Source organism: Ectobacillus sp. OTK, assembly GCF_059698935.1.
In genome coordinates this window covers 1,579,695-1,603,055 of the sequence record NZ_AP048547.1, presented here as the reverse complement: position 1 = coordinate 1,603,055, position 23,361 = coordinate 1,579,695, and the positions used below count along the sequence as shown (strand labels likewise).

Genomic DNA, 23,361 nt, shown 5'->3' with positions numbered 1-23,361 from the left:
TCAAGTGGTTGAAGCTCTATTAACCAATGAAACAGACTATCATGTTCGCCAGCATACTAAGATTTAATTAGTAGTCTCTTTTGCGATCATGGTTGCAATCTTTTTTACGACTGTAGTCATAATCTTTTTTGCAATCATAGTCGTAATCTCTTTTGCGATCGTAGTCGTAGTCTTTTTTGCGGTCGTAGTCGTAGTCTTTTTTGTAATCGTAGTCGTAATCTTTTTTGTGATCGTAGTCTGATTCATGGTCGTAGCCTTTTGGATAGTAAGGCTCGAAAGAACAGTCGCAATGACATTTCTTAACGTAGTACTTTTTATAAGAATAGTCATAGCACTTTTTCTTTTCTTGTTTGCAATCGTCATTGTCTTTCCAATATCCGTATCCCATTATGTTCCCCCCTCTATTAAGTTTTTTCGTTGCACTGTAGTATATGCATGTCCAATCTTAATTGTTAGCATTTTTAGCGTTTTTTTTTACACAGATTTAGTAGGATAGGAGATTTCTGAATGCTATAAACTCCTGAAATTTTGGTTCCAAATTATCTAACAGGAAAGTTCATGTAATCAAGAAAGGAAAGTTATCGCCAAAAGGTGCGCACTTTTAATTTTATTAACAAACAGCCGGTCGATTGTTTCGCAGCACATAATATATTAGTCATATCGCATTATATGACAAGGAAAAAGTCTCCAGTTCGGTGCACTGGAGACTTGCTTTTATTAGTATGCATGTTCTAAGCTGGAGCAGAGAGATGTGAGTTCCCTCTTTTCATTTTTGCGAATCTTTGGAGCGTCTTCGCAGACATATTTTTTTATTTAAAACATATCCGTGTTACAGCAGCAGCCTCATACAATTATCCTGCGCATCCTTCAATTAAACGCGTTTATCAGTTGAAGAAGATAAGCATCATTTATTTTTATTGATAATTTCGTCGATGATGCCATATTCCATTGCTTCTTGTGCACTCATAAAGTAATCACGGTCCGTGTCTCTTGCCACTTTTTCAATGGGCTGACCTGTACGCTTAGCAATTATTTCGTTAATATGATCTCGGAGCTTTAGGATTCTCCGGGCCGAGATTTCAATTTCTGTTGCCTGGCCCTTTACCCCTCCAAGCGGCTGATGAATCATTATTTCGCTGTTTGGAAGAGCATATCTCTTCCCCTTTGTTCCTGCGAGGAGCAGTAATGCTCCAAACGATGCAGCCATCCCAATGCAGATTGTGCTAACTTCTGGTTTAATATGCTCCATCGTATCAAAAATCGCAAATCCTGCTGTAGTTGATCCACCCGGACTATTAATATAAATAGAGATGTCCTTTTCAGGATTGTCAGCTTCCAAAAACAATAATTGGGCTATTACGCTATTTGCCACCTGATCATTAATTTCATTCCCAATTATGATAATACGATCTTTCAATAGACGTGAATAAATATCATATGAACGTTCCCCTCGGCTGGATTGTTCAATTACATATGGAATCATGTTCATTAAAATTCCTCCCTTTTTAAGCTGCCATGCAGTAAAGGTTAAGAGGGGAAGCAGAATGCTTTTGTTGAACCAGCTTAGGAACTTCTGCCAATGAAGGTATTTCTGATATGCAATCAACTAAAATGGACGGGTCCTCAGCTTGAAGAGATTTGTACAGCAGGTCAAATAACAATTCCCTGTCTTCTTTACTCCAGAAGGAATCCACGGATTGAAGCGAAGTTTTCTTTTCCAGCCGTTTCTTTGCCCTGTGAAGTGAGGATTTAACCGCCATTTCTGTAGTATCCAGTAAATGAGCGATTTCCCTTGCTTGATAGCTGAATGCTTCCTTCAATATAAAAATGACCGCTTGTTTTGGGGTTAAATGATTCACCAATAGTTTCACAGTATCAAGCAATTGATCCATATTGCATGTATTATCTCCTTCTGATACATCTTGAAGGATTCCGACTACCTCCTGCTTTCTTTTTCTAAGAGTGTCAACCCAGTGATGGTAAGCAATCCTATTCAAGAGTGCGGAGCTTAATTCGGATGGATGATAATACTGGATAGCTTTTAGGACAGCCTCTTGAACGAGATCCTCAGCATCCCATTTGTTTTTAGCAAGAAAATGGGAATATCTTTGAAGACCCGGGTATAGTTGATTTATTTGGATTTTTTCTCCCTCTAGTTGAACGCTTTCATCGGCAAACAAGTCTCTGTTGGTAATCATTCTGTTCACTCCTTTTGAACCTCTCTGCCCTTATAACGGATTTAGGGGGAGGAAAAGATACGGGCAAGAAAAATTTTTAGTTTTGTATAGATGATAACGGTACCTTGGAATCACCAGTATCACGTATAAAAGCAGTGTATGCAATATACAAAAACATGATTGACAAATTCCAAAATAGGATCCGTGCATAATGAACACTAACGGATTTTCATCGGAATTTTTCTTGATTGTATCCACGTTCTCCATACGGTTGAAGTTTATCCAGCCATGCTTCCTCAAGTTTTTTTAACTCATGCTTCGCATCAAAATATCCAGTCTCTTTCTTTTTTAAAACCTCTAACACCTCAAAAACAAACGCTTCTTTTCCAAATTGCTTCCATTCTTCTTGTAACTTTTTATTTGTATTCGTTCCTAATTCCAACTCAAACCTTTTTCCGTTCAAAGTTTTTAAATTCATCGTGCTTCCAACAAAAATCTTTTGATTTTGGGTGTTTTTAATCTGATAAATTCCCGCTTCAGTTTTTGTTTCTTTATATAGATGCTTTAATTCTTTTTTTCGATCCATCTTTCTTTTCCCCCTTCTCCGTTCATTATTTTTTTAGCCAATACTCGCTTCCATCAGGCTTTCTATCCAAAAAGCCATATTCGATTAAATATCTTCTTAACAACACATAATCATGATAGACAGCTTTCAATATCTCATTGATTGCCTGCTCATCATAAATTCGGTTACTCGTTAAATGATGTACGACTTCCCGAAGCACAACCAGCCTCTGCTTTTCCTTTGGCGGAAAGGTAGACAATGGTCCGTTACTTCCTTGAGGAAAGTATTTCTTTATGATATCCTCCTTTTCTTCCTGCGTAATATGATAACGGTCATCTACCATCTTGGCTGTTTTATGGGGGGATAGGATGATCGGTGCATGCTGATCTTTTTCTTTTAAAAGCTCCATCATAGTTAAAAACATCTTAGCCTGACGCTCTTTCTCCTTCAATACAAAACGGTGATGCCGAATGGTAGAAGCACTGCCAATCCCCAGTTCCTTTTGAATCTCTGAATCGCTTTTACCTTGGTAAAAAAGGTGAAGAAGACGATTCTGATGATCTGTAAGGCCTGTGAGCTTTTTATCAAGTCCAATCAGGGATTCAAACACCGATTGATGTACATTCTCGATATGGATCCTTACATATCTTTCAGCTTCATAAAGGACTCCGTTGTCAGGATAGATTACACCTTTTTCGATTTGTTTACCGCAAAGCAGACAGGTATAATAATTTGGCTCTTCAATATATCCCCGTTTAAGTTCCTCCAGCGATGCGTTCCAAAATAATTCTGAATTCTGCATTAAACAAACACCTCCTCATCATGTTTATATTATAGCTAACATTTTATCAATTTGTTTTTGTATATTCAAACATTTTTCGTTTTTGTTTTTTAAAAAACAAACATTTTATCAAAATGTTTGCTTCTTTTTGCGTTCAATAATGCTGCTTTCTTATTAGGTAATAGGCCCACTAAGCCTTCAGCCTTCCAACTGAATGCTTTTTCTCTTTGTTCTGCCAAACTGGAAATAGTAAAACAACAGAATGCTGGCATGCAAAGCAGCAAGAACCAAATATATATTGCTATAAATAGTACCATTTGGAAATATATTTACTGGGTTCCAATGGACAGCGGGGTCAAGATCCACCACTTTACCATAAACCCCTGAAGCCATTCCCCCCGCAATGAAATTCAACATTGACAGAAGCCCCATCCCTACTCCGGCCTGTTCCTTTGGTAATGTCATCCGGACTGAATTAGACATCGCAATCATCATAAAGGTTTGCCCTACATTGCCCAAAACCAAAAAGATAGCAATGAATACGGGAGATATTCCAGTAAAGGTGGAAAGCAAAACAAAGCAGGCTAATAGCGATCCAGATGCAACAAAGAAAAGATATGAATTCCCTTTCAAGTCAGCAAGCTTACCGCCTTTTCTCCCAAGAATGGCTGAGGCTGCTGCACCAGGAACCATTATAAAACCGATCCAGCTCGGTGGCAGCTGATGTACATGAGCCAAAAGCAATGGACTTAGAAAATAAAGGGAAAAACCAATTCCGCTTATTAGAAAAGCTATCGTTAGCCAGAGAGAATAGCTCTTATTGGTAAAGAGCTCCGGTTGAACAAACGGTTCTGCAGCGGAACGAATTCGTACTATAAACAAAGCCAGAGCGAGCAGACCTCCAATCATACACCAGCCTGCTCCATTGGTCACACCTAAAAGCAGCAAAGCCACTGTCACAGCTAGTAAAACTCCTCCTATCCAGTCAAATTTACTAGGGCTGCCTTTCTCATCCCCTAAATATTTACGGTAAAAGGGCAACGTGATTAAGATGAGGAGGGGTACACAGAATAACCAGCGCCAATGCATAACACTTAGAATTAATGCAGAAATAACCGGACCAAGAGCACTGCCAATAGCTAAACCTACGAACGCAGTACCCGTAGCTGAACCTCTCTGTTCAGGAGGAAAGTAGCGCAATGGGATAAGCATAGCTGTTGCTGGGATAGCAGCGGCTCCTATTGCCTGCAAACATCTTGCGACAAGCACCATCCAGAAAGTTTGGGAGACGAGGCCAGTCAGTGAACCAAAAGCAAAAAATAACAATCCAAACGTCAGTAAATTTTTGAGCTTGTAGCGGTCTGCCAGCTTTCCGTAAATAACCGTTCCTATCCCGTAAATCAGAGCATACGATGAAGTGACCCAACTTACCTGTGCAGTGTTAAGATGAAACGTCACACTAATCTCAGGAAGTACGAAGTTGAACATCAATACACTCATCGCTGAAAGAGCAAGTGTGAACATCACAATACGCATTAATTTCTCTCCTGTTTGCTGTGAAACTTCTGTTTCCATTCTCCATTATCACCCTTCTTTTAATTCTTTTTTATTTTAAAAAAGATGATTGACAGTCAGTACTGACTGTCATAATACTGGTGAAAAAACTAGGGAGTCAAAGCCCTAGTGAAAGTCTGTACACTCTCCATTATAAATTTCTCCAAGGACACAGTTGGAAAGCTATTATCGGCATCTAGGTTGTTCATAAATGCTCCGAAATTCATCATCATGAACGACAATGCCTGCAGCTCTGGGTCCGTTCGAATCAGTTTTCCTTTCTCATACATAGCTGTAAAATAATTTTTCAAAATTTCAAGCAACTGTCGCGGCTGCTCTTGTGTTCTTTCTCGAAATCCAGGTAAATTGCCTTCCTCCTTGATGCTAATCATAATCATTTTCCGATTGCGATTCATAATTTCATGATATGTTCGGCTGATCAGGAGCAAGTCTGTTTGCAAATCCCATATGAGCTTCTCGTTAAAAAGTTTTGTCATCTCTTCACCATAATGAAAGCGATCAAATGCTGTTTCGAGAAGGTTTTGTTTGCTTCCAAAGCGGCGAAACAGTGTCTTTTCACTCAAACCCGCCGCAGCAGCGATTTCCTGGGTGGATACACCATTGTAACCTTTCTCCGCTATTAGATCGATTGCTGCCAACAACAGCTTATCATCGTTACTTAAATTATTACTGCTGCTCATACTCTCATCCCTTCTCGTTGACTGTCAGTACTGACTGTCATTTTAATTGCATTCTATTCCAGTTATTACAAATTTGTCAAGATAAATGTCACTTTCGGCACAAATAAATTTATTTATACCATGTGGTTCGTATATCTAAACTCCTAGTGCAACCAAAAATAATATGGAGGACTTGGAGCTTAAATTTTTAAAAAAATAATCTCCCAGTTCAGGCGGGAGATTATTTTTCTTTATATTTTAATTTTTTATAAATATTTCCATCGTCTTTTTTTTACCTTTTTAATTGATTCAGGAGGCATTTCATACTTTGTATCCTTACTTTCGCATATCTGCTTCATTATGCAGAAAAGCTTCTCTTTCTACGGCTTCTGTCACCATTTTATGAACATGTAAATCTAAAGGATGCGGAACCAAGTCCCCTGGTTTGGTGCACGCTGCGATTGTCTCAGCTGCAGCAACTAGCATAGAATGGGTGATGTCCCTCGCCCCTGCATTTAACACGCCGCGAAAGATACCAGGAAAACCAAGAACATTGTTAACAGAGCGGCCGTCTGCTGCATAAGCAGCTCCTGCCTGCAGGGCTAATTCTGGTTCGATCTCTGGTTTTGGATTAGATAAGGCTAGAATCACTTGCCCTGGGCGTACCCATTGCTTTTGAATAAGTCCAGGTACACCTGTAGTTGCGATAACAATGTCACAGCTGCTCATTAACGCTTCAATACTGTCGACTGGATGGCCGCCATAGTTCTCTAACCGCATCTTCGCATCCGGACACTTGTCTACACCAAATACATCCTTTACTCCATACGCCATAAGCATTCGTGAGATCGCTAATCCTGCTGCTCCAAGGCCAATCTGTCCTACTTGCGCTTTTTTCAAGTCAATACCGGCGCTTTTACATGCCGAAATCGCTGCAGCCAGGGTGACAACGGCAGTTCCATGTTGGTCATCATGCATAACCGGAATGTCTAACTCCTTCTTAAGCCGCTCTTCGACCTCGAAGCAATGCGGAGAGCCAATATCTTCGAGCAAAATACCACTGAACCCGGGTGAAATATGTTTCACCGTACGTACAATTTCATCTGGGTCTTTCGTATTTAGAAGAATAGGAATTCCGTTAATTCCGGCTAATTGATCGAAGAGAACAGCCTTACCCTCCATAACCGGCATTCCGGCAACAGGGCCGATGTCCCCGAGACCGAGAATCGCGGTCCCATCTGTAACAATGGCTACCGAGTTGCCAATACTCGTATAAATTCTTGCCTTATCCGGCTCTTCTTCAATGATTCGGCAAACATTTGCCACACCCGGAGTATAGACCCGTCTCAAGTCAGACAATGATTGAAGAGCTACTTTGCTCTTCATATGAATTTTTCCTCCCTCGTGTGCGTGAAGGACTTCATCTGAGACGGTATGAAGCCGAATGCCTCCTGCTAATCGGGAGAGGGCACTCGCTAATTCCTCTATCTGCTCCTCATGATCGACTTGAACAGTAATATTACGTATCGTGTAATTAGGACCTACCTTTATTGTTTCGATTTCCCCTATATCTCCTCCTGCAAGACCGATTGTCGTTGCTACTTTCCCAAGACTGCCAGGGATAGAAGGCGTTTCTACCATCAAAGTACGAATGATTTGTTTGCTAGTCATAATGTATTACCTCCCGCTGCTGTCGATTCAAGATTGCTTGTTTATAATATACAGCTCGAAATACGCAGAACAACAAAACTCTACATAATCTAACAAGAATATTTTAATTCGAGATATGGCATCAGATAGGGGGCGGAATGCATAGGGAGAGATATAGAACATTGAATGAAAAAGACCGCTGAAAACGTAAATGTTCTCGGCGGCCTTTCTTTCATTCCCTGCCAATAAAAGGAATGTTTTTGAGATCGAATAACGCGACTTACTATGTTCAATCTCAATACTCCTTCCTTGATCTCTCTAAACTTCTTTTCCTAAGCTTTGAGCTTGTGTATTCTCTGACGGTTGTTTTGAAATCAAATAAATCGCTGTGAATATCAATCCTATTCCTACAAGGTGAAACAAGGAGATTTTTTCACCTAATATAAGGATAGAAAGAATAATACTGCTAATCGGCAAAACACCTGTTAATACTCCAGCTGTACTTGCAGGAACTTTTGAGACACCTTGGTACATAAGAATAAAAGCAATAACCGTTACAGCGATACCAAAATAGAATAGCAGCCCCCACTCTGAAATGGATACCTTTTCAAAATGAAACCGACTGCTCTCGTAGAGCGAAAACGGTAAGAATAAGATAGCACCAAAAGCACTGACAATTGTTGAAATGGCAAGAGCACTCACTTGTTGCGCGACAAGTTTCCCTAATATGATAAATAATGCTTCACTAATAACAGCACTGAAAATAAGCAAATTCCCTAATACATGTGAGGAACCGTGTGCCGCATTTGAAAATGATCCGAAAACATTGATTGCTAATGTCCCTAAAATGGCTAGTATAATTCCTATACCGATGTTCTTTGTTAATTTTTCCTTAAGGAGAAGGAAGGCAAGTCCCCCAGTGACAGCCGGAATTATACTTGTAATAATTCCACCTTCAATGGCTGTAGTTAATTTCAGTCCATATAACATAAAAATATTGAATAAAAATACCCCAAATAATGCTTGTAAGAAGAGGATGAAAAAATCTCTTTTACTAATAGGAGGTATTCCCTCAAATTTTATCAGCAACGGAACAAGAATAATGGCTGCGATAAGAAATCTTAGTTCGGATGCTACGAATACAGGAAAACTTTGAACAATTAATTTACCTGCTACGACTGAGCTTCCCACAATAACCATAGCCAAAGTAATTTTTAAATTTGGAATTAAATATTTATTCAATATTCCTGCTCCTTCTTTGTTGAAGATGAATATATCATATCCGTCACTACACGATACAGATTTTCTGGATATTCAGCTATCCGATGACATAAATACAAGTACCACTCTTTCCCGTAAGTCAAATATACTCTAGAGTTATACCCTTTGTTTTTTAATTCTTTTAACAAATCAGGCCGTATCCCATAGAGCATTTCAATTTCTACATGGGGGTTATTAATATATTGACGTTGCTCCATTTCCCGAATAAGTGTCTCATCATGTGTTGCTATAGATACAGAATGGTTGGCTTCAACTAATTGTTCTACAAGTTGAAGAAACTGTTGATTTAAATCAGTTGACCTGGGCATAGCAATATCCGAAGCTTCTTGATAGGCACCTTTTACAACTCGTATTTTTCCTGGATAATGAATGAGTTCTTGAATATCATTGTCTGAACGATATAAATGCGCCTGGATCGTTATCCCTACATTAGGATATTGCTCAGTTGTTTTTTTATAGATGGAAAGAATTTCATCTGTTTTAGATGATTCTTCCATACTGATCATGAGCGTAATTTCATCCGTTTTTGCCCTCTCTGCTAACTCTGTTAAATGGATATAAGCTGTTTCCGGATTTACAGACAACCCGATATGCGATAAATCGAGTGATACCGTTTGTTTTGTAGACAGAGCACCTATGCTCTTAATAAGATTCAAAAACTCATTTTTTGCTTTATAACATTCCTCCAAATCCTTTGTATTTTCCCCTATGTATTCCAGTGAAGTAAGATAACCTTTTGTGATCAATTCTTTTGCTATTGCAATCCCCTCATGTCTCGTTTCTCCGGTGACAAAGCGTTTTGCACCTTGTAATAATAATGCATAGAGCTCAGTGGATTGTTGTATGTAGGATTTGATATGTTCATTACGTGCAATCGATTTAAGTGCTTGCGCTACTTGAATTTCTGGGTTCGTCATCATATTTTCATCTCCTTTAGAACTGTTTGATCTAACTGTAGCATGCTAAAATGGTTTGTATTAGTACCATTTCATACAAATTTTAACAGTACCACTTTTATGAAAGGAAAATATATATGCTTTGGATACCTATTGATCGATCATCAGATATACCTTTAATTCGTCAGGTTTATCAACAAATAAGAGAACGAATTTTAAATGGAGAGCTGCAATCAGGAGAAAAACTGCCATCAACGCGGGAACTAGCTTCTGAGCTAGAAGTGTCTAGAAATGTAATTTTAGAAGCTTATGATCAACTATTTGCCGAAGGCTTTTTGGTTGCTCGACGAGGTTCAGGAACATTTATTGCTGAAGGAACATATTTAGAAAAACATAAAAAAGCACCTCTGCTTGATTCTTTATCTTGGTACGAAAAAACAAACAAAGACAGTAACATCATTAATTTTCGTTCAGGAATACCGGCATTGGACTTATTTCCACGTAAGGCATGGGCAAAGTTGTCTCACATCATATGGAATGAAGCGCCTCCTTCTACGTTTGGATACGATATTCCCGAAGGGCGTCCGGAATTGAGAGAGGCTTTATCTCGCTATTTACTGAAAACAAGAGGAGTTTTTTGTCATCCAGAACAGTTGGTGATTACTTCCGGTGCAACTCAAGCTTTAACACTTGTTTCTAAGTTACTTTTATCACCGGGTGACGAAGTGCTAATAGAAGATCCTATCACCAATGACATTCAAATAATTTTTAAAGCTTCAGGGGCCTCCCTTTATCCTATACCAGTTGATGAGAATGGGATGGATACATCCTTGCTGCCTTTAAATAAAAATCCCAAGTTCATCTTTATTACTCCTTCCCATCAGTTTCCTTTAGGTGCGGCGTTACCGATTCAACGACGGGTCCAATTGATTAACTACTCGAGAAAAACAAATTGTTATCTTGTTGAGGATGATTATGACAGTGAATTTCGATATGAAGGCTCACCTGTAAGTTCATTACAGGGATTGGATCCGGATCGTGTATTATATATTGGTTCATTTAGCAAAATCTTATCACCGGCCCTTAGAATGGGGTATTTAGTTCTTCCTTCACACCTTATTGAAAAATGCCGCAGGTTAAAATGGTTTTCGGATCTACATACCCCTTCTTTAGATCAGCTTATTCTTGCTCAATTTATTGCTGAAGGTTATTTAGAACGGCATATTACGAAGATGAAGAAAATTTATAAAAAGCGAAGGGACTTCCTAATTCATCAATTACAATCCGCATTCTCGAATCAAATCAATATTTTCGGTTATTCTACAGGGTTACACCTGATTGCTGAATTCAATCAGTTTCAATTCACAAAAGAATTACTTGAGGAAATTCAACAACTTGGAGTGAAAGTATATCCTGTGGAAGACCACGCCATTGAAAAAGGAAAGCATCATAACCGAATTATTTTGGGTTATGGGCATTTAACAAATGAAGATATAAAAGAAGGCGTAAGCAGGCTGCATAAGGCAATATCCTGTATATACTCTTTTTAACGAATAAACCTCCAACTTCTAAACTTAAAATTAACGAGCAGGTTTTTTACACTAGAAAAAATCTGCTCGTTTTATGCTGAAATTTGCTTAGCGTATATTTTCGTTAAAATGTGTGCTGGATCCCAAAAATAAAAAAGCTAAACATAGAATCCGATTATGGATTCTATATTTAACCTTTTCCGTTAATCCTCTGACATGAGGCGCTTCGATTCGAAATAAAGGACCTGAATAAATTTCTTCGTATTAATCCGCGTACTGGAAGCAGAAACTTTGGGATTCCTTTGCAGCTCTGTCATCTTCTTACGCACAATCGTAAAATCAAAAAACCTAGAAGCATAATTTTCAAACTTGGCATTTGAGAAATCTGTTAGGCCGAGCGATGCTAGGTGATTTAATGATTGGTAAATTGCCCTTCGTACACGCTGTTCAGAGGCTTTTACCTCTCGCTGAATATCAATTTGTGCCGCAGATACCCCTACTTTTTTTAAGGTGATTTGCACAAAAATCTCTTTGAGCGGCGGAAATTGCTGCTCAAACCCAGGAGATTGTTCGTATTGATCTAAATATTGCAGAATATCCAGTAAATCCTTACTGCCGCTTTCACCAACGATGCCTAATTCAGATAAGAGAAACTCTCCAGCCGTTACGATGCTGCTTTGCTTCAATGCATGTGCCGTTTCCTGCTTTGGGTGCTGGAAGCTCAATATATTATTTAATGTTTTTTGAATATCAGAAATAGACTTTTCTAGCTGAATTCGTTCCATTACATTTCGGATAACAGTTAATACTTCAATACGGTTGATAGGTTTCGTAATATAATACTCAACACCAAGTGAATAGGCTTCCCCAATCAGCTCTTTTGATTCTACTTGTGAAATCATGATAATTTTACCTGAGAATTTCCCGCGTAGAGAGCGAATTGTTTCAATCCCATCACGAACTGGCATTAACAAATCAATAAATAGAATATCCACATACTTTAAAGCTATTAAATTTTTATCCAACATGGAGCCGTCTTCGGCTTCCCCTACAACATCTCCCAAATTCTCATCCTCAATTATTTGTGTCAACATGGAACGATGTACTTCATCATCATCTATTATATAAAAATGCATAGACTTACCTTCTTTCAAATAGGCTATATACCGGAATTTTTTATGAAAGCGTTTCCGTTATGTTTCAAATCCTTTGGAGAGTAACTAATCCATTGAGCTCCTCTGTAATTCGTGTACATACGAAAGGCCGATGTCTCAGTTGCCCTTCATATAACTCCATTATACTAAAGACGGAAAGCACAAAAAAGCTGCGGAAAATAGCAATTATAAAGATTTGGATTAGCTTTGGCAGAGTAAGGAAGTCTCCAACAGCCATATATCGAAACATTAGTTCAGTTGAACTAGATATGATTGCAACGGTAACTCCTAATCCCCCAATAATCCAAGGACGATGATGAAACCGATTCTTTTTTAGTATATAAAACAGAAACGAGTATATGAAATAATAAATTGAAGCAGGATAGCGCACTTGAACAGAAGTGACAAAATCCAAAAGGTCTTGTATAAGCCAGTCTAGCCCAACCCGAAAGGAAAAAATAGGTGTACACTAAACTGACACGGAACATATCATGAAAAGGATAAAACTTCAACTCTCCTGCGAATGGAACAGCAACTATAATAAATATGAAAACATATAAATCCTTTTTTAAAAATCAGTTGATTTGCAAGCACTTCACTTCCAGCATTTTTTAACATACATAAACCTAAACAACGAATCTAACACAGGTAAATACTACCCATGTCAGATTCGTTATGCATAGACAGCTTTCTGTTGAGCTGAGAACTGCCTATTTTCGTCTATTTTGAGATAAAGAAACCAATCATACGTTTGAAATAGCAGATGTGTTGATCAGTACAGTAAGTTTAATTAAAAAAATTATACAATGTTGAAAATGGAAAGACAACCTCTCCTTACAGGATTCATATCCATCTAGATGTCTATACTGCTTCGCTTGTCATCTAAGAATGGGAACCTCCAATTTCATAGAAGGTTCCCGCAGCAAAAATCCTTTTTACACTTTAAGAAAGTATAAGTTTCCAGCTAGGAGATGATTCGACGCAGTAGGAAACTTTAGGAATAAAGTGTAAGTGCAACTACGCCTCTGTCTTCGCCTAACGGCTCGCCAATCGGCGAGTTTTCTTTAAAAGGATTTTATTATGTTATTCCCTGTCGAAAAGTGATGCACCGGAAATGCCCGGGTTTGTCATTTCGTAAGGGTTTAAGATAAGATCGAGCTCTTCCTCTGTTAACACATCATACAGCAAGCATAATTCACGTACTGGTTTACCTGTTAAAATGGCCTCTCTTGCAATACGCGCAGCTACTTCATATCCAATATGAGGATTAACAGCGGTTAGGATTCCTACACTTTTTTCAACATATTCTTTTAAACGTTCCGTATTTGCTTCAATCCCTGTTAGGCAGTAATCCGTAAACGCACGAAATGCATTGTTCATTATGCTGATAGATTCAAGCAGGTTAAAAACAAGTACAGGCTCCATTACATTTAGTTCAAGCTGCCCTGCTTCTGAAGCTAAACAAATAGTGTGGTCATTTCCAATCACCTGAAAAGCTACCTGGTTGATCATCTCAGCCATGACCGGGTTAACCTTTCCTGGCATAATAGATGAACCTGGCTGACGGGCTGGTAATGTGATTTCCCCAAGTCCTGCACGAGGACCGGATGCCATTAAACGTAAATCATTTGCGATTTTGGACATGTTCATCATACATACTTTTAACGCTGCAGATACCTCAGTGTAAGCATCCGTATTTTGAGTTGCATCGACAAGATGCTCAGCTCTAGTAAGCGGCATTCCGCAAATATCTGCTATGTGCTTGACCACATTTTCGATATAGCGGGGATCCGCATTTAAACCTGTACCAACTGCTGTTGCCCCCATATTTATTTCATATAGGTGCTGACGTGATTGTTGGATACGTTTAATATCACGCTCTAAAACGCGGCTATAGGCTGCAAATTCTTGACCGAGACGAATCGGCACGGCATCTTGCAGATGTGTTCGTCCCATTTTAATTACATGATCAAATTGTTCTGCCTTCTTTTTAAAAACTGATAGCATATCCTGTATCGTATCTAATAATTCTTCAATTAAGTGAAGAGTAGCAATATGAATCGCAGTTGGAAAGGCATCATTTGTAGATTGTGACATATTCACATGGCTATTGGGACTTACATGCATATAATCGCCTTTTTCTTTTCCAAGTAATTCAAGTGCACGGTTAGCAATGATCTCATTCATATTCATATTCATGGATGTTCCTGCTCCGCCTTGAATAGGATCAACGATGAATTGTTCATGCCACTTACCTTCTATTACTTCTTCTGCTGCCTGAACAATAGCATTACCCACGCCTTCATATAAACGTTTAGTATCCATATTAGCTAAGGCTGCCCCTTTTTTGACAATCGCTAATGCTTTAATTAACTGTTCGTGAACACGATAGCCTGTAATCGGAAAATTTTCAACTGCCCGCAGCGTTTGAATCCCATAATAGGCATCCGCTGGTACTTCTTTTGATCCTAAAAAATCCCTTTCTATTCGTACACCAGTATTTCCATTAGTAGATAACATAATATTTCCTCCTATGCTCAATGAAATTATGCTACATGAGACTCTTTATTAGCCTCTTTAAATGATTTCACATAATCATTTGCTTTTTCTTGGTCAAATTCGCCTTCCCATTTTGACATGACGATTGCCGCCAAAGAATTCCCTATTACATTAACTACTGTTCGAACCATATCCAAAATACGGTCAATACCGGCAATGAAAGCAACGCCTTCTAGAGGAAGTCCCATAGCGCCAAGTGTTGTTAAAATAACCACAAACGACGCACCCGGAACACCAGCCATTCCTTTTGATGTAAGCATCAGCACAAGTAATAGTGTAACCTGCTGCGAGATTGATAAATCGATCCCATACATTTGCGCCACGAAAAGGGAAGCTAGAGCTTGATAAATGGATGAACCATCTAAGTTAAATGTATAGCCAACTGGAATCACAAAAGAAGTGATTGATTTTGGGCAGCCAAACTTCTCCATCTTATCCATAATTCTCGGCAGCACTGCTTCAGAGCTAGCTGTTGTAAATGCTAAAACAATCTCATCCTTTAGCACCTTCAGAAGAATAAAAATGCTTGTCCCGGACAGTTTCGCAATCACACCAAGAACAACTAACACAAAGAGTGCCATTGTTACATAAACAGCAATTACTAGTTTCCCTAGAGGGATTAATGAAGCTGCGCCAAATTTAGCAACGTTCACCCCGATGAGTGCAAATACTCCAAATGGAGCAAATTTCATAACTAAATTTGTTACCCAAAACATCGCCTCTAATACGCCTTCAAAAAATTCTAGAACCGGCTTTCCTTTTTCACCTATCGCTGCAACTCCTAATCCGAACAAAACAGAAAAGAAGATGATTGGAAGTAAGTCACCCTGAGCGGCAGATTCAAATACATTTTTCGGAACAATATGAACAATAATATCCGCCACACTAGGATTTTCCGTCGTTTTCATTGTTTGTTCATACTTTGAAATATCACCTTGCTCAACATTGGCCGTATCCAAACCTGTGCCTGGCTGAAATAGATTTGCCGCCAATAATCCCATTGCAATCGCAATTGTTGTAACTATTTCAAAGTAAAGAATACTCTTACCGCCTAATTTCCCTAATTTTTTAATGTCACCTACACCAGCTATCGACACTATTAATGCAGCGATGACAATTGGCAGCACAATCATCTTAATGAGATGGATAAAAATATCCCCAATCGGTTGTATGGCAACGCTTACATCTTCGTTGCCATGAAAAACGATACCAACAATAACTCCAAGTACAAGTGCAATAAAAATTTGGGTCCCCAAACCAATTTTCTTCATAAAACTCCCCCCTTTGTTTTTTCACAAGCCTGTTTTTATCTATATCAGAATGTATTACAAGCTGTACCCTTAATCTATAGTCAGATCTACATAATCAAACAAAAAACTACAAAAAAGCCAGAATAAAAATTTGATTTTTTGTAACAAACTCAATTTTAAATTTTTGATGAATATGAATTTTAATAGGTATTTACCTAAAACAGCTCTAAAACGGACATACATTAAAACATCAAGGGATTTTCACCAAATTGTTCCATTTAGGGTTATAATAAATTTATTCTGAATAGATTTTAATAGGGGGTGTAGAAATTGGCTAACATATTTATACATATATCCAGGCTTTTATTAGGAGTTATTTTCCTAGCTGCAGGTGCAAACGGTTATTTTGTTATTTTTGGACTTGAACCGTTTATAGCAACTAGTCCTGAGGCGATGGCATTATTCGAATTTAAATATTTATTAATTGTTGAAAAGTCTTTGGAGATCCTATGTGGAGTTTTACTTTTAATGAATCTGTTTGTCCCATTAGCACTTGCAATATTATCTCCAATCGTAGCCAACATTTTCTTACTTCATTTTTTCCTAGATCATTCGCTGCTTCTTTTAGTAGTAATTCTTATCATTCTTTATAGTTATATGTTGTTTTATTATAGAGATAACTTTAAAAGTATATTGGAGAAAAAACCTTCCCGATAATTCTTTGTAACTGCATACTGCCTATTATTTGTTGTCTTTTACCTTTATTTTTTCTTGCAAGAAATCTTGTTAACGTAAAAGGCGCTTTAATTCAAGAAGATTTATAAATAATGAATAAAAAGGAAGCTGTCCCAAAAGGTCATATTGAAAAGGAACTTTTTGGGACAGCTTTTCTGTTTTATTTTTTCTTCTAAGTGATTGTATGTGTTGTAAACTATACGATAATCTTATTTAAACGTTACAATTAAACTATTATTTAGATAATACGCGCTGTAACGATACCTTCAATTTGTTTGATCTTTTCCTCTAAGCTAGGAAGGATATCGCCGTTTACTTCATTGTCAATGTCAATCATCGTATACGCATATTCCCCTCGGCTTCTGTTTACCATATCAGCGATATTCAAATTATAGCTTGATATAGTCGATGTGATCTGCCCAACCATATTAGGAACATTTTTGTGGAAAGCTGCGACACGTCGCTTTCCTACGTAAGGAAGAGAAGTATTTGGGAAATTCACTGAGTTTTTGATATTTCCTGTTTCTAGAAATTCCTTCACCTGACGAGCCGCCATAATAGCACAGTTTTCCTCTGACTCTTTCGTAGAGGCACCAAGATGCGGGACTGGAATTGTATTTTTCATTTTCAACACTTTTTCATTCGGGAAATCTGTAATATACTTACCAACTTTTCCACTTTCAAGTGCAGCTTCCATATCCGCTTCATTCACAAGCTCACCGCGTGAGAAATTCAAAATATGAACGTCTGGCTTCATGATGCTAAAAGCTTCTTCGTTAAACATTCCTCTTGTGCCATCAGTTAACGGAACGTGTACAGTAATATAATCGGAGTTAGCAAACAGCTGTTCAATCGTCATAGCACGCTGTACATTGCGGGATAAATTCCAAGCTATATCGACGGAGATGAACGGGTCGAACGCAATTACATCCATGTCTAAATCAAGTGCATCATTTGCTACAAGCGCACCGATCGCACCTAATCCGATTACGCCAAGAGTTTTTCCTTTAATTTCTTTTCCAACAAATTGTTTCTTTCCTGCTTCTACAAGCTTCGGAATTTGTTCTCCTTCACCTTCTAATGTCTTTGTCCATGCCACACCGGCAAAAAGATTACGGGATGAAGCGATTAATGAAGCAAGTACCATTTCTTTTACAGCGTTAGCATTGGCACCAGGAGTATTAAAAACAACAATGCCTTGTTCTGTACATTTATCAACCGGAATATTATTAACACCCGCTCCTGCCCGTGCGATTGCTTTTAGATTATTGCCGAACTCAATTGCATGCATATTAAAGCTGCGAACAACAATGGCATCAGGATTTTCACTGTCATTGTCGATTGTAAAGCCATCCTTATTGAATACATTTAGTCCGCTTTCTGCAATATTATTTAATGTTTTGATTGTTTTTACTTTTTCTAAAAGAATTGTGCTCATACTGCTCTCTCCTCTTTTTACTGATGATATTTTTCAAATCGCTAAATTCATTCACAAGATTTTAAGCAAGGAAACCTGCTGCTGTCCAAAATCTATGAAGATCTCGACTTACTATAAATAATGAAATTTAAAAATTACTATCAGCTTCAATATCCTCTCCTTATAAACAGAAAGAGGTAAGGGATATTTCCCTTACCTCTGCCCAGGCGAACGGCTACGTCACTATGTGCTCCCTCACGGTTATCCGTGTTTCGCCAGTTACACATAGTCTTTTCATTTCTTTTATCATATCAAATTCTTCAGCAATCCTCAACCCTTATTTAGTAGGTCTATGTCCTAATTTTGCCGAAATGCTTTCAGCAGCTTTTTTCACCTTTTGAATTAATTCAGGTAACCTTTCTTCCTGAAAACGTATATCCGGACCTGCAACACTAATACCCGCGATGACATGGCCTTCATGGTTAAAAATGGGAGCGGCTACTGAAGTTGTATAGTTTTCAAGCTCTGAGTTGCTGATCGTATATCCATTTTTTCGAGTTTCCTCCAATATAAAACGAAGCCTCTCTTTATCCGTAATCGTCCCATATCCAATCGGTTTCAAATCAATATCATTTAGGTATTGCTCCCGTTCGTATTCAGGTAAAAAAGCAAGAATAATTCGCGAACATGCCCCAGCATAAAGAGGTGATTTTCTGCCTATTGCCGTATACAATCTCACTGACTGTGTTGTATCTAACTTTTCGATATAAATTGCTTCTTTTCCATCTTGGATAATTAGATGAACTGCTTCTTCAACATCATCCCGAAGCGCCCTCATAATCGGTAATGCCGCCTGCCGGATATCCAGCCGTTCTGCTACTAATTGCCCAAATTGCAAAAATAATAGCCCGAGTGAGTATTTCCCATCCTCATCTTTATCGAGAAAGCCCATGTCCTCAAGTGAGCCAAGCATACGATGAACAGATGTCTTCGGAATCCCAGAAAGTTTGATCATTTCATTAAAAGTTAGCTTAGGGTATGTTAAAAAGAGATTAAGGAGGTCCATAGATTTTATCACTGTTTTATTCTTACTTTGCACTAAAAATTCCTCCTTAGTTGATCTGAAACATGCCGATGTAAAATATATAGTATGTAATTTATTATATATTTTTTCGACATAAACACAAGAATTGCAGAGCATACTGATGAGGAAACATGCAATAATCTCAAATCTTAAAATAACGATAATAATCGTTTTCTGTTTAAGGCAGATGATTCCCAATACCACAGAGGACAAGGCCCTTGTCGTTTCTAATCATTTCATTAATTTATCAGTAATAAGAAGATTCTAAAGCACTTTAGAGGGCTCAGCTATAAGTTACTACAAGATTTCTTCCAGAGTGTTTTGCCTTATACAAGCATTCATCGACTCTTCGTAATAATGTGCTGTACTCATCTCCCTTTTTCCAATATGTTAAGCCGATACTCACTGTGGTCTTTATATTATGGCCCAAGAACTGCAGTTCAGTTTCTTGAATAGCTAAACGAATTCGCTCACTAATACTAGTTGCTGCATCGAGGTCAGTATAAGGAAAGAGCACAATAAACTCTTCCCCTCCAATACGCCCAATAATATCCGTTTTTCTTACCGATTGACAAAGTATTTCTGCAACTTTCACTAGAATTGCGTCTCCTGTATCATGTCCATAACAATCATTTATGTTCTTAAAGTGATCTATATCGATAAGCGCCAAGGAAAATATATTCCCATCTTGAGCAGCCTGTGTCCCTAACCCTGAAAGAGCTTGTTGTATATACCGCCGATTCCACAGGCCGGTCAGATAATCTGTCATTGCTTCCTTCTCTCGAAGGGAGTTAATCTGTTGCAGCTCTTGTATAGTGAAATGCAGCTTCTTCTCTGATTCTACAAAAAGATTGATTAATGTATGATTATCTTGTATGGTCAAATATTGTCTAAATGCTAGTAGAATGAAACATATGACACTACTAATAAACCAATCGTCCCTTTGCGGAACTTGAATAAGTAACCAAATAGACAGAAATAATGTACTAAATAAGGGGATTAATTTGTCGCTTCTTTGGAATGCATCCTTTTTAGGATTCATTGGCTGTACAGGCTCTCCCTCTAGGACAAATAAGCTAGAGAAGCCTAATAAAAGAGTCGTAAATGACCAAACAGGATCCGTTAGCTCACCTGATTGATATAGACCATGGCTCTCTCGGAATAAGTAAATGGAGTCAAGAATTATATTTATAAAAAAGCTGCTAATGAGAATATAGATCGTTTTGCGCGGTAACACTCCCCTAGCCAATATATATAAACTCCAGATCCCTAGAAATATCCCTAAATCGCTAATTGGGTAAAATAACAATATGATCATTTCTAGAGCAGATAAATTTGTGTTATTATAAATCGGCTGCATAATATAATGCCAGCTAACGGTACAAGCAATTATCATCATAACGACAATATCAAATATGATACGAGTGGATTTCCACTTCCCTTTATTCTTGGTAATTACGTACCCAATAGCAATAAACTGAAAAATAATTTGGAGTATATAAAATACATCAGCCCAACTCGGGAAGGGATCTAATTGATGTAAAGCTATATCATAATAACTAAATAACGCTTCAGCTATGAAGTTGCAAAAAAAACCTATCCCCATATATAACCAAAATTTCTTTTGGTTTAATCCTCCGTTCTTGTAGGTGGAAAAAAGTAGAATGCAACTAATAAGAGGACTGACAGTTGAAAAAAAATCCCCTCCTATTATCTTAATCCGTTCTTGATGCCTCCAGCACCAAATCCATATATAGTAAAATATTGTATAAAAAATGATGAATGTACCAACCGTACGTGCACTATATTGAAACCGTACATTTTGCAAAGAACTTCCCCCTTTTACTATTTCTCTAAAAAAGTACCGTGCATCCTAAAATTGAAAAAATGTTGCATCGATATGTATTTTAAACAACTATCAAAAAATGAAAGCTTCAATAGAGGTGTTAGTTATATAAGAATTCACTTTAAAAGTACCAAAAATCAGAAAAAATTTCATTGAGGTATTATTTCCATAAAAAACGGTGAAATTTTTGGCTTGAAAAACCTTACAGAAATAAGTCGAGAAGGCTGCTATTGACACTTTAGCTTTCAAATAAGGTAACAACTGAAATGTTAGTGAACATCACTAAGTTCATCAAAAATAAATAAACCGCCGAATGAAAGGCGGTTTAAAAATCCAAAAAACAGCTGTTGTTTATAGTCTTTTTCTTCCCATTCAAGACTAAGCAGCAGGGAGAATCAAGAGGAACCTGCCAAGATAATCAACCTTAGACTTCGTTTCTGAACGGGATTCCTTCAATAGAAGTCGGAAGTATAATATCTACCCTTGTTCCCTTATTCATCTCGCTTTTTATTTTTATATGTCCCCGATGCTCTTCAATAATCTTATAACTGACCATTAAACCCAAACCTGTCCCTTTTTCCTTTGTTGTATAAAAGGGTTCTCCCAGTCTCGGCATTAAGTCGCTTGGGATACCGCACCCATTATCAGTAAAACTAATACATACTCTATCTTCTCTCAATTGTTTAACCCTAATAGAGATTTTACCGCTATTTGGAACAGCTTCTATTGCGTTCTTAAAAATATTTATAAATACCTGTTTTATTTGATTTCCCTCACACTTGACAGGGGGAATGTTCTCTTCAAACTCCTTTATAATTTCTATATTCTTTAAGATAGCTATTGTTTCAAGTAAAGTTATCACATCTATGAGTAAAGACGTAATATTTTTGTTTTGATAGGTAATGGCTTGAGGCTTGGAAAGAATCATAAATTCACTAACAATTGAATTGATGCGTTCTATTTCTGATAACATAATGTTAAAGTATTCTTTATTCTCAGCAGCCTGACATTCAAGTAATTGGAGAAAACCTTTTAAGGATGTTAGAGGGTTTCGAATTTCATGCGCCACAGCGGAAGCCAATTCACCCACAATAGAAAGCTTTTCGGATTTCCTTATAAGTTCCTCTTTTTCCTTTAATTCTGTAATATCTCTAGCAATTGCAAAAATACCTGTTACTTGGTCATTTATTATAATAGGTTCACTCTTTACACTTAACAGCATGTAATAACCACTTTGAGGAATACTTCTAATTTCTATTCTTGAGGACTTTCCTTTGCCTACTTCTGCAAAGTGTTTTGAAACCTTATTCAAGTCTTCTTTAGCCACAAAATTTGCAAAAGATTTTTCGGTTAACTCTTCTTTACGGTATCCTGTTATTCTCTCAGTTGCTTCATTAACAGCTAAAATATTCCCATTTAAATCTAAATGAATGATTGCATCTGTATTATTTTCAAATAACGATCTATAAAGTTGTTCATTATCTTTCAAGCGTTGTTCTACTTTTTTCTTCTCTGTAACATCCCTTCCAATTACTATAAGTCCTTTTCTTTGACCATTGGTATAAAAAAGGGGCACTTTGATAGTGTCAAAAATCTTATGCTCTCCATTTGGCTGTGGAATCACTTCTTCATAACGGATAAGTTTCCCATTTTCCCATGCCTTTTCATCTGACTTTTCACAGGATATGAATTCCTCCTGATGAAAATTGGACATTATCCCCAATTCAGAATCCCGCTTTCCTTGAAATAGAACATTTTCGAGTGCAAATAATTGAATGGCGAACTTATTTGCTTTAATCCATCTTCCTTCTCCATCTTTAAAGCTAACAAAATCTGGCATATTATCAATAAGACTATCTAGATGCTGCTCACGATCCTCAATACCTTTAATATTTTTTTGAATTAATTTATATAATAAGATTCCTGTTGCAATAACAAAGAGAATCCCCTTACCAGTACTTATCCAAAGAACATCAAGTATATGAAACTTTGACAATATCCAATCTGTTGTAGCAATATAAATAACACATAGTGACATATAAATAGCTGCTATTTTGTATGCAACTTTCTTACTGCAACTAACATTGTTCTGCATAATAGCCCCTTTCTCCATTGAACAAAAACTTATTATAGCTTCAGACTTCAAATTTTTAATACTCGTTTTTGTTACATATTATAAGATTATAAGTTCATAAAAAACTGG

Annotated in this window: 19 protein-coding genes and 1 riboswitch; of the genes, 2 read left to right on the top strand and 17 right to left on the bottom strand. The window is 37.5% G+C overall.

What is annotated here, in order from left to right; translation table 11 throughout:
- Positions 1–63: 63 nt before the first annotated feature.
- The 10 genes from AC6HZ4_RS07850 to AC6HZ4_RS07805 form a co-directional block, all read right to left on the bottom strand.
- Positions 64–246 (bottom strand): hypothetical protein, encoded by a 183-nt coding sequence (locus tag AC6HZ4_RS07850; RefSeq protein WP_497494424.1) that lies wholly within the window; start codon positions 244–246, stop codon positions 64–66.
- Between the two features lie 658 nt (positions 247–904).
- The gene (gene clpP / locus AC6HZ4_RS07845; protein WP_497494423.1) at positions 905–1,489 is read right to left on the bottom strand and encodes an ATP-dependent Clp endopeptidase proteolytic subunit ClpP; all 585 of its coding nucleotides are present in this window, start codon (positions 1,487–1,489) and stop codon (positions 905–907) included.
- A gap of 16 nt (positions 1,490–1,505) precedes the next feature.
- On the bottom strand, positions 1,506–2,198 hold the full coding sequence (locus AC6HZ4_RS07840; protein WP_497494422.1) for a sigma-70 family RNA polymerase sigma factor: 693 nt from the start codon (positions 2,196–2,198) through the stop codon (positions 1,506–1,508).
- 208 nt (positions 2,199–2,406) lie between these two features.
- On the bottom strand, positions 2,407–2,763 hold the full coding sequence (locus AC6HZ4_RS07835) for a GIY-YIG nuclease family protein (protein WP_497494421.1): 357 nt from the start codon (positions 2,761–2,763) through the stop codon (positions 2,407–2,409).
- A 25-nt stretch (positions 2,764–2,788) separates the two neighbouring features.
- Positions 2,789–3,544 carry a DUF2087 domain-containing protein gene (locus AC6HZ4_RS07830; RefSeq protein ID WP_497494420.1) on the bottom strand — a complete coding sequence of 252 codons (756 nt, stop codon included), beginning with the start codon at positions 3,542–3,544 and terminating at the stop codon, positions 2,789–2,791.
- Positions 3,545–3,721: 177 nt separating this feature from the next.
- The gene (locus tag AC6HZ4_RS07825; RefSeq protein WP_497494418.1) at positions 3,722–5,098 is read right to left on the bottom strand and encodes an MFS transporter; all 1,377 of its coding nucleotides are present in this window, start codon (positions 5,096–5,098) and stop codon (positions 3,722–3,724) included.
- An 89-nt stretch (positions 5,099–5,187) separates the two neighbouring features.
- Positions 5,188–5,778 (bottom strand): TetR/AcrR family transcriptional regulator, encoded by a 591-nt coding sequence (locus AC6HZ4_RS07820; RefSeq protein ID WP_497494417.1) that lies wholly within the window; start codon positions 5,776–5,778, stop codon positions 5,188–5,190.
- Between the two features lie 315 nt (positions 5,779–6,093).
- Positions 6,094–7,428 carry an NAD-dependent malic enzyme gene (locus AC6HZ4_RS07815; RefSeq protein ID WP_497494415.1) on the bottom strand — a complete coding sequence of 445 codons (1,335 nt, stop codon included), beginning with the start codon at positions 7,426–7,428 and terminating at the stop codon, positions 6,094–6,096.
- 297 nt (positions 7,429–7,725) lie between these two features.
- On the bottom strand, positions 7,726–8,649 hold the full coding sequence (locus tag AC6HZ4_RS07810) for a DMT family transporter (protein WP_497494414.1): 924 nt from the start codon (positions 8,647–8,649) through the stop codon (positions 7,726–7,728).
- Positions 8,646–9,605 carry a proline dehydrogenase family protein gene (locus AC6HZ4_RS07805; RefSeq protein WP_497495639.1) on the bottom strand — a complete coding sequence of 320 codons (960 nt, stop codon included), beginning with the start codon at positions 9,603–9,605 and terminating at the stop codon, positions 8,646–8,648. Before AC6HZ4_RS07805 ends, AC6HZ4_RS07810 begins: the two co-directional genes overlap by 4 nt.
- Before the next feature lie 116 nt (positions 9,606–9,721).
- Between AC6HZ4_RS07805 and pdxR the strand changes: the two genes are divergently transcribed.
- The gene (gene pdxR, locus AC6HZ4_RS07800; RefSeq protein ID WP_497494413.1) at positions 9,722–11,134 is read left to right on the top strand and encodes a MocR-like pyridoxine biosynthesis transcription factor PdxR; all 1,413 of its coding nucleotides are present in this window, start codon (positions 9,722–9,724) and stop codon (positions 11,132–11,134) included.
- A 182-nt stretch (positions 11,135–11,316) separates the two neighbouring features.
- On the opposite strand, the gene AC6HZ4_RS07795 is transcribed toward pdxR, so the two are convergent.
- From AC6HZ4_RS07795 to AC6HZ4_RS07785, 3 genes are all read right to left on the bottom strand, one after another.
- The gene (locus tag AC6HZ4_RS07795) at positions 11,317–12,249 is read right to left on the bottom strand and encodes a response regulator (protein WP_497494412.1); all 933 of its coding nucleotides are present in this window, start codon (positions 12,247–12,249) and stop codon (positions 11,317–11,319) included.
- A 1,101-nt stretch (positions 12,250–13,350) separates the two neighbouring features.
- Positions 13,351–14,787 carry an aspartate ammonia-lyase gene (gene aspA / locus AC6HZ4_RS07790; RefSeq protein WP_497494411.1) on the bottom strand — a complete coding sequence of 479 codons (1,437 nt, stop codon included), beginning with the start codon at positions 14,785–14,787 and terminating at the stop codon, positions 13,351–13,353.
- A 26-nt stretch (positions 14,788–14,813) separates the two neighbouring features.
- On the bottom strand, positions 14,814–16,097 hold the full coding sequence (locus tag AC6HZ4_RS07785; protein ID WP_497494410.1) for a cation:dicarboxylate symporter family transporter: 1,284 nt from the start codon (positions 16,095–16,097) through the stop codon (positions 14,814–14,816).
- A gap of 309 nt (positions 16,098–16,406) precedes the next feature.
- Between AC6HZ4_RS07785 and AC6HZ4_RS07780 the strand changes: the two genes are divergently transcribed.
- On the top strand, positions 16,407–16,793 hold the full coding sequence (locus AC6HZ4_RS07780) for a hypothetical protein (protein ID WP_497494409.1): 387 nt from the start codon (positions 16,407–16,409) through the stop codon (positions 16,791–16,793).
- A 256-nt stretch (positions 16,794–17,049) separates the two neighbouring features.
- Here the strand turns inward: AC6HZ4_RS07780 and AC6HZ4_RS07775 are convergent, their stop codons facing one another.
- The 4 genes from AC6HZ4_RS07775 to AC6HZ4_RS07760 form a co-directional block, all read right to left on the bottom strand.
- Positions 17,050–18,249, bottom strand: a complete 1,200-nt coding sequence (locus AC6HZ4_RS07775; protein WP_497494408.1) for a phosphoglycerate dehydrogenase — start codon at positions 18,247–18,249, stop codon at positions 17,050–17,052.
- A gap of 193 nt (positions 18,250–18,442) precedes the next feature.
- A riboswitch (ZMP/ZTP riboswitch) is annotated at positions 18,443–18,521 on the bottom strand.
- A 44-nt stretch (positions 18,522–18,565) separates the two neighbouring features.
- Positions 18,566–19,327, bottom strand: a complete 762-nt coding sequence (locus tag AC6HZ4_RS07770) for an IclR family transcriptional regulator (RefSeq protein ID WP_497494407.1) — start codon at positions 19,325–19,327, stop codon at positions 18,566–18,568.
- Positions 19,328–19,595: 268 nt separating this feature from the next.
- A complete protein-coding gene (locus AC6HZ4_RS07765; RefSeq protein WP_497494406.1) occupies positions 19,596–21,140 on the bottom strand; it encodes a DUF4084 domain-containing protein in 1,545 nt (514 codons plus the stop codon).
- 442 nt (positions 21,141–21,582) lie between these two features.
- On the bottom strand, positions 21,583–23,253 hold the full coding sequence (locus AC6HZ4_RS07760; protein ID WP_497494405.1) for a PAS domain-containing sensor histidine kinase: 1,671 nt from the start codon (positions 23,251–23,253) through the stop codon (positions 21,583–21,585).
- Between the last annotated feature and the right edge of the window lie 108 nt (positions 23,254–23,361).

Excerpts from the sequence above, each read along its gene's own strand:
- AC6HZ4_RS07835 (WP_497494421.1), bottom strand. The coding sequence starts at position 2,763 with ATGGATCGAAAAAAAGAATTAAAGCATCTATATAAAGAAACAAAAACT.
- AC6HZ4_RS07815 (WP_497494415.1), bottom strand. The coding sequence starts at position 7,428 with ATGACTAGCAAACAAATCATTCGTACTTTGATGGTAGAAACGCCTTCT.
- AC6HZ4_RS07760 (WP_497494405.1), bottom strand. The coding sequence starts at position 23,253 with ATGCAGAACAATGTTAGTTGCAGTAAGAAAGTTGCATACAAAATAGCA.
- AC6HZ4_RS07775 (WP_497494408.1), bottom strand. The coding sequence starts at position 18,249 with ATGAGCACAATTCTTTTAGAAAAAGTAAAAACAATCAAAACATTAAAT.
- AC6HZ4_RS07840 (WP_497494422.1), bottom strand. The coding sequence starts at position 2,198 with ATGATTACCAACAGAGACTTGTTTGCCGATGAAAGCGTTCAACTAGAG.
- AC6HZ4_RS07830 (WP_497494420.1), bottom strand. The coding sequence starts at position 3,544 with ATGCAGAATTCAGAATTATTTTGGAACGCATCGCTGGAGGAACTTAAA.
- AC6HZ4_RS07825 (WP_497494418.1), bottom strand. The coding sequence starts at position 5,098 with ATGGAAACAGAAGTTTCACAGCAAACAGGAGAGAAATTAATGCGTATT.
- AC6HZ4_RS07795 (WP_497494412.1), bottom strand. The coding sequence starts at position 12,249 with ATGCATTTTTATATAATAGATGATGATGAAGTACATCGTTCCATGTTG.
- aspA (WP_497494411.1), bottom strand. The coding sequence starts at position 14,787 with ATGTTATCTACTAATGGAAATACTGGTGTACGAATAGAAAGGGATTTT.
- AC6HZ4_RS07850 (WP_497494424.1), bottom strand. The coding sequence starts at position 246 with ATGAATCAGACTACGATCACAAAAAAGATTACGACTACGATTACAAAA.
- AC6HZ4_RS07820 (WP_497494417.1), bottom strand. The coding sequence starts at position 5,778 with ATGAGCAGCAGTAATAATTTAAGTAACGATGATAAGCTGTTGTTGGCA.
- AC6HZ4_RS07785 (WP_497494410.1), bottom strand. The coding sequence starts at position 16,097 with ATGAAGAAAATTGGTTTGGGGACCCAAATTTTTATTGCACTTGTACTT.
- clpP (WP_497494423.1), bottom strand. The coding sequence starts at position 1,489 with ATGAACATGATTCCATATGTAATTGAACAATCCAGCCGAGGGGAACGT.
- AC6HZ4_RS07805 (WP_497495639.1), bottom strand. The coding sequence starts at position 9,605 with ATGACGAACCCAGAAATTCAAGTAGCGCAAGCACTTAAATCGATTGCA.
- pdxR (WP_497494413.1), top strand. The coding sequence starts at position 9,722 with ATGCTTTGGATACCTATTGATCGATCATCAGATATACCTTTAATTCGT.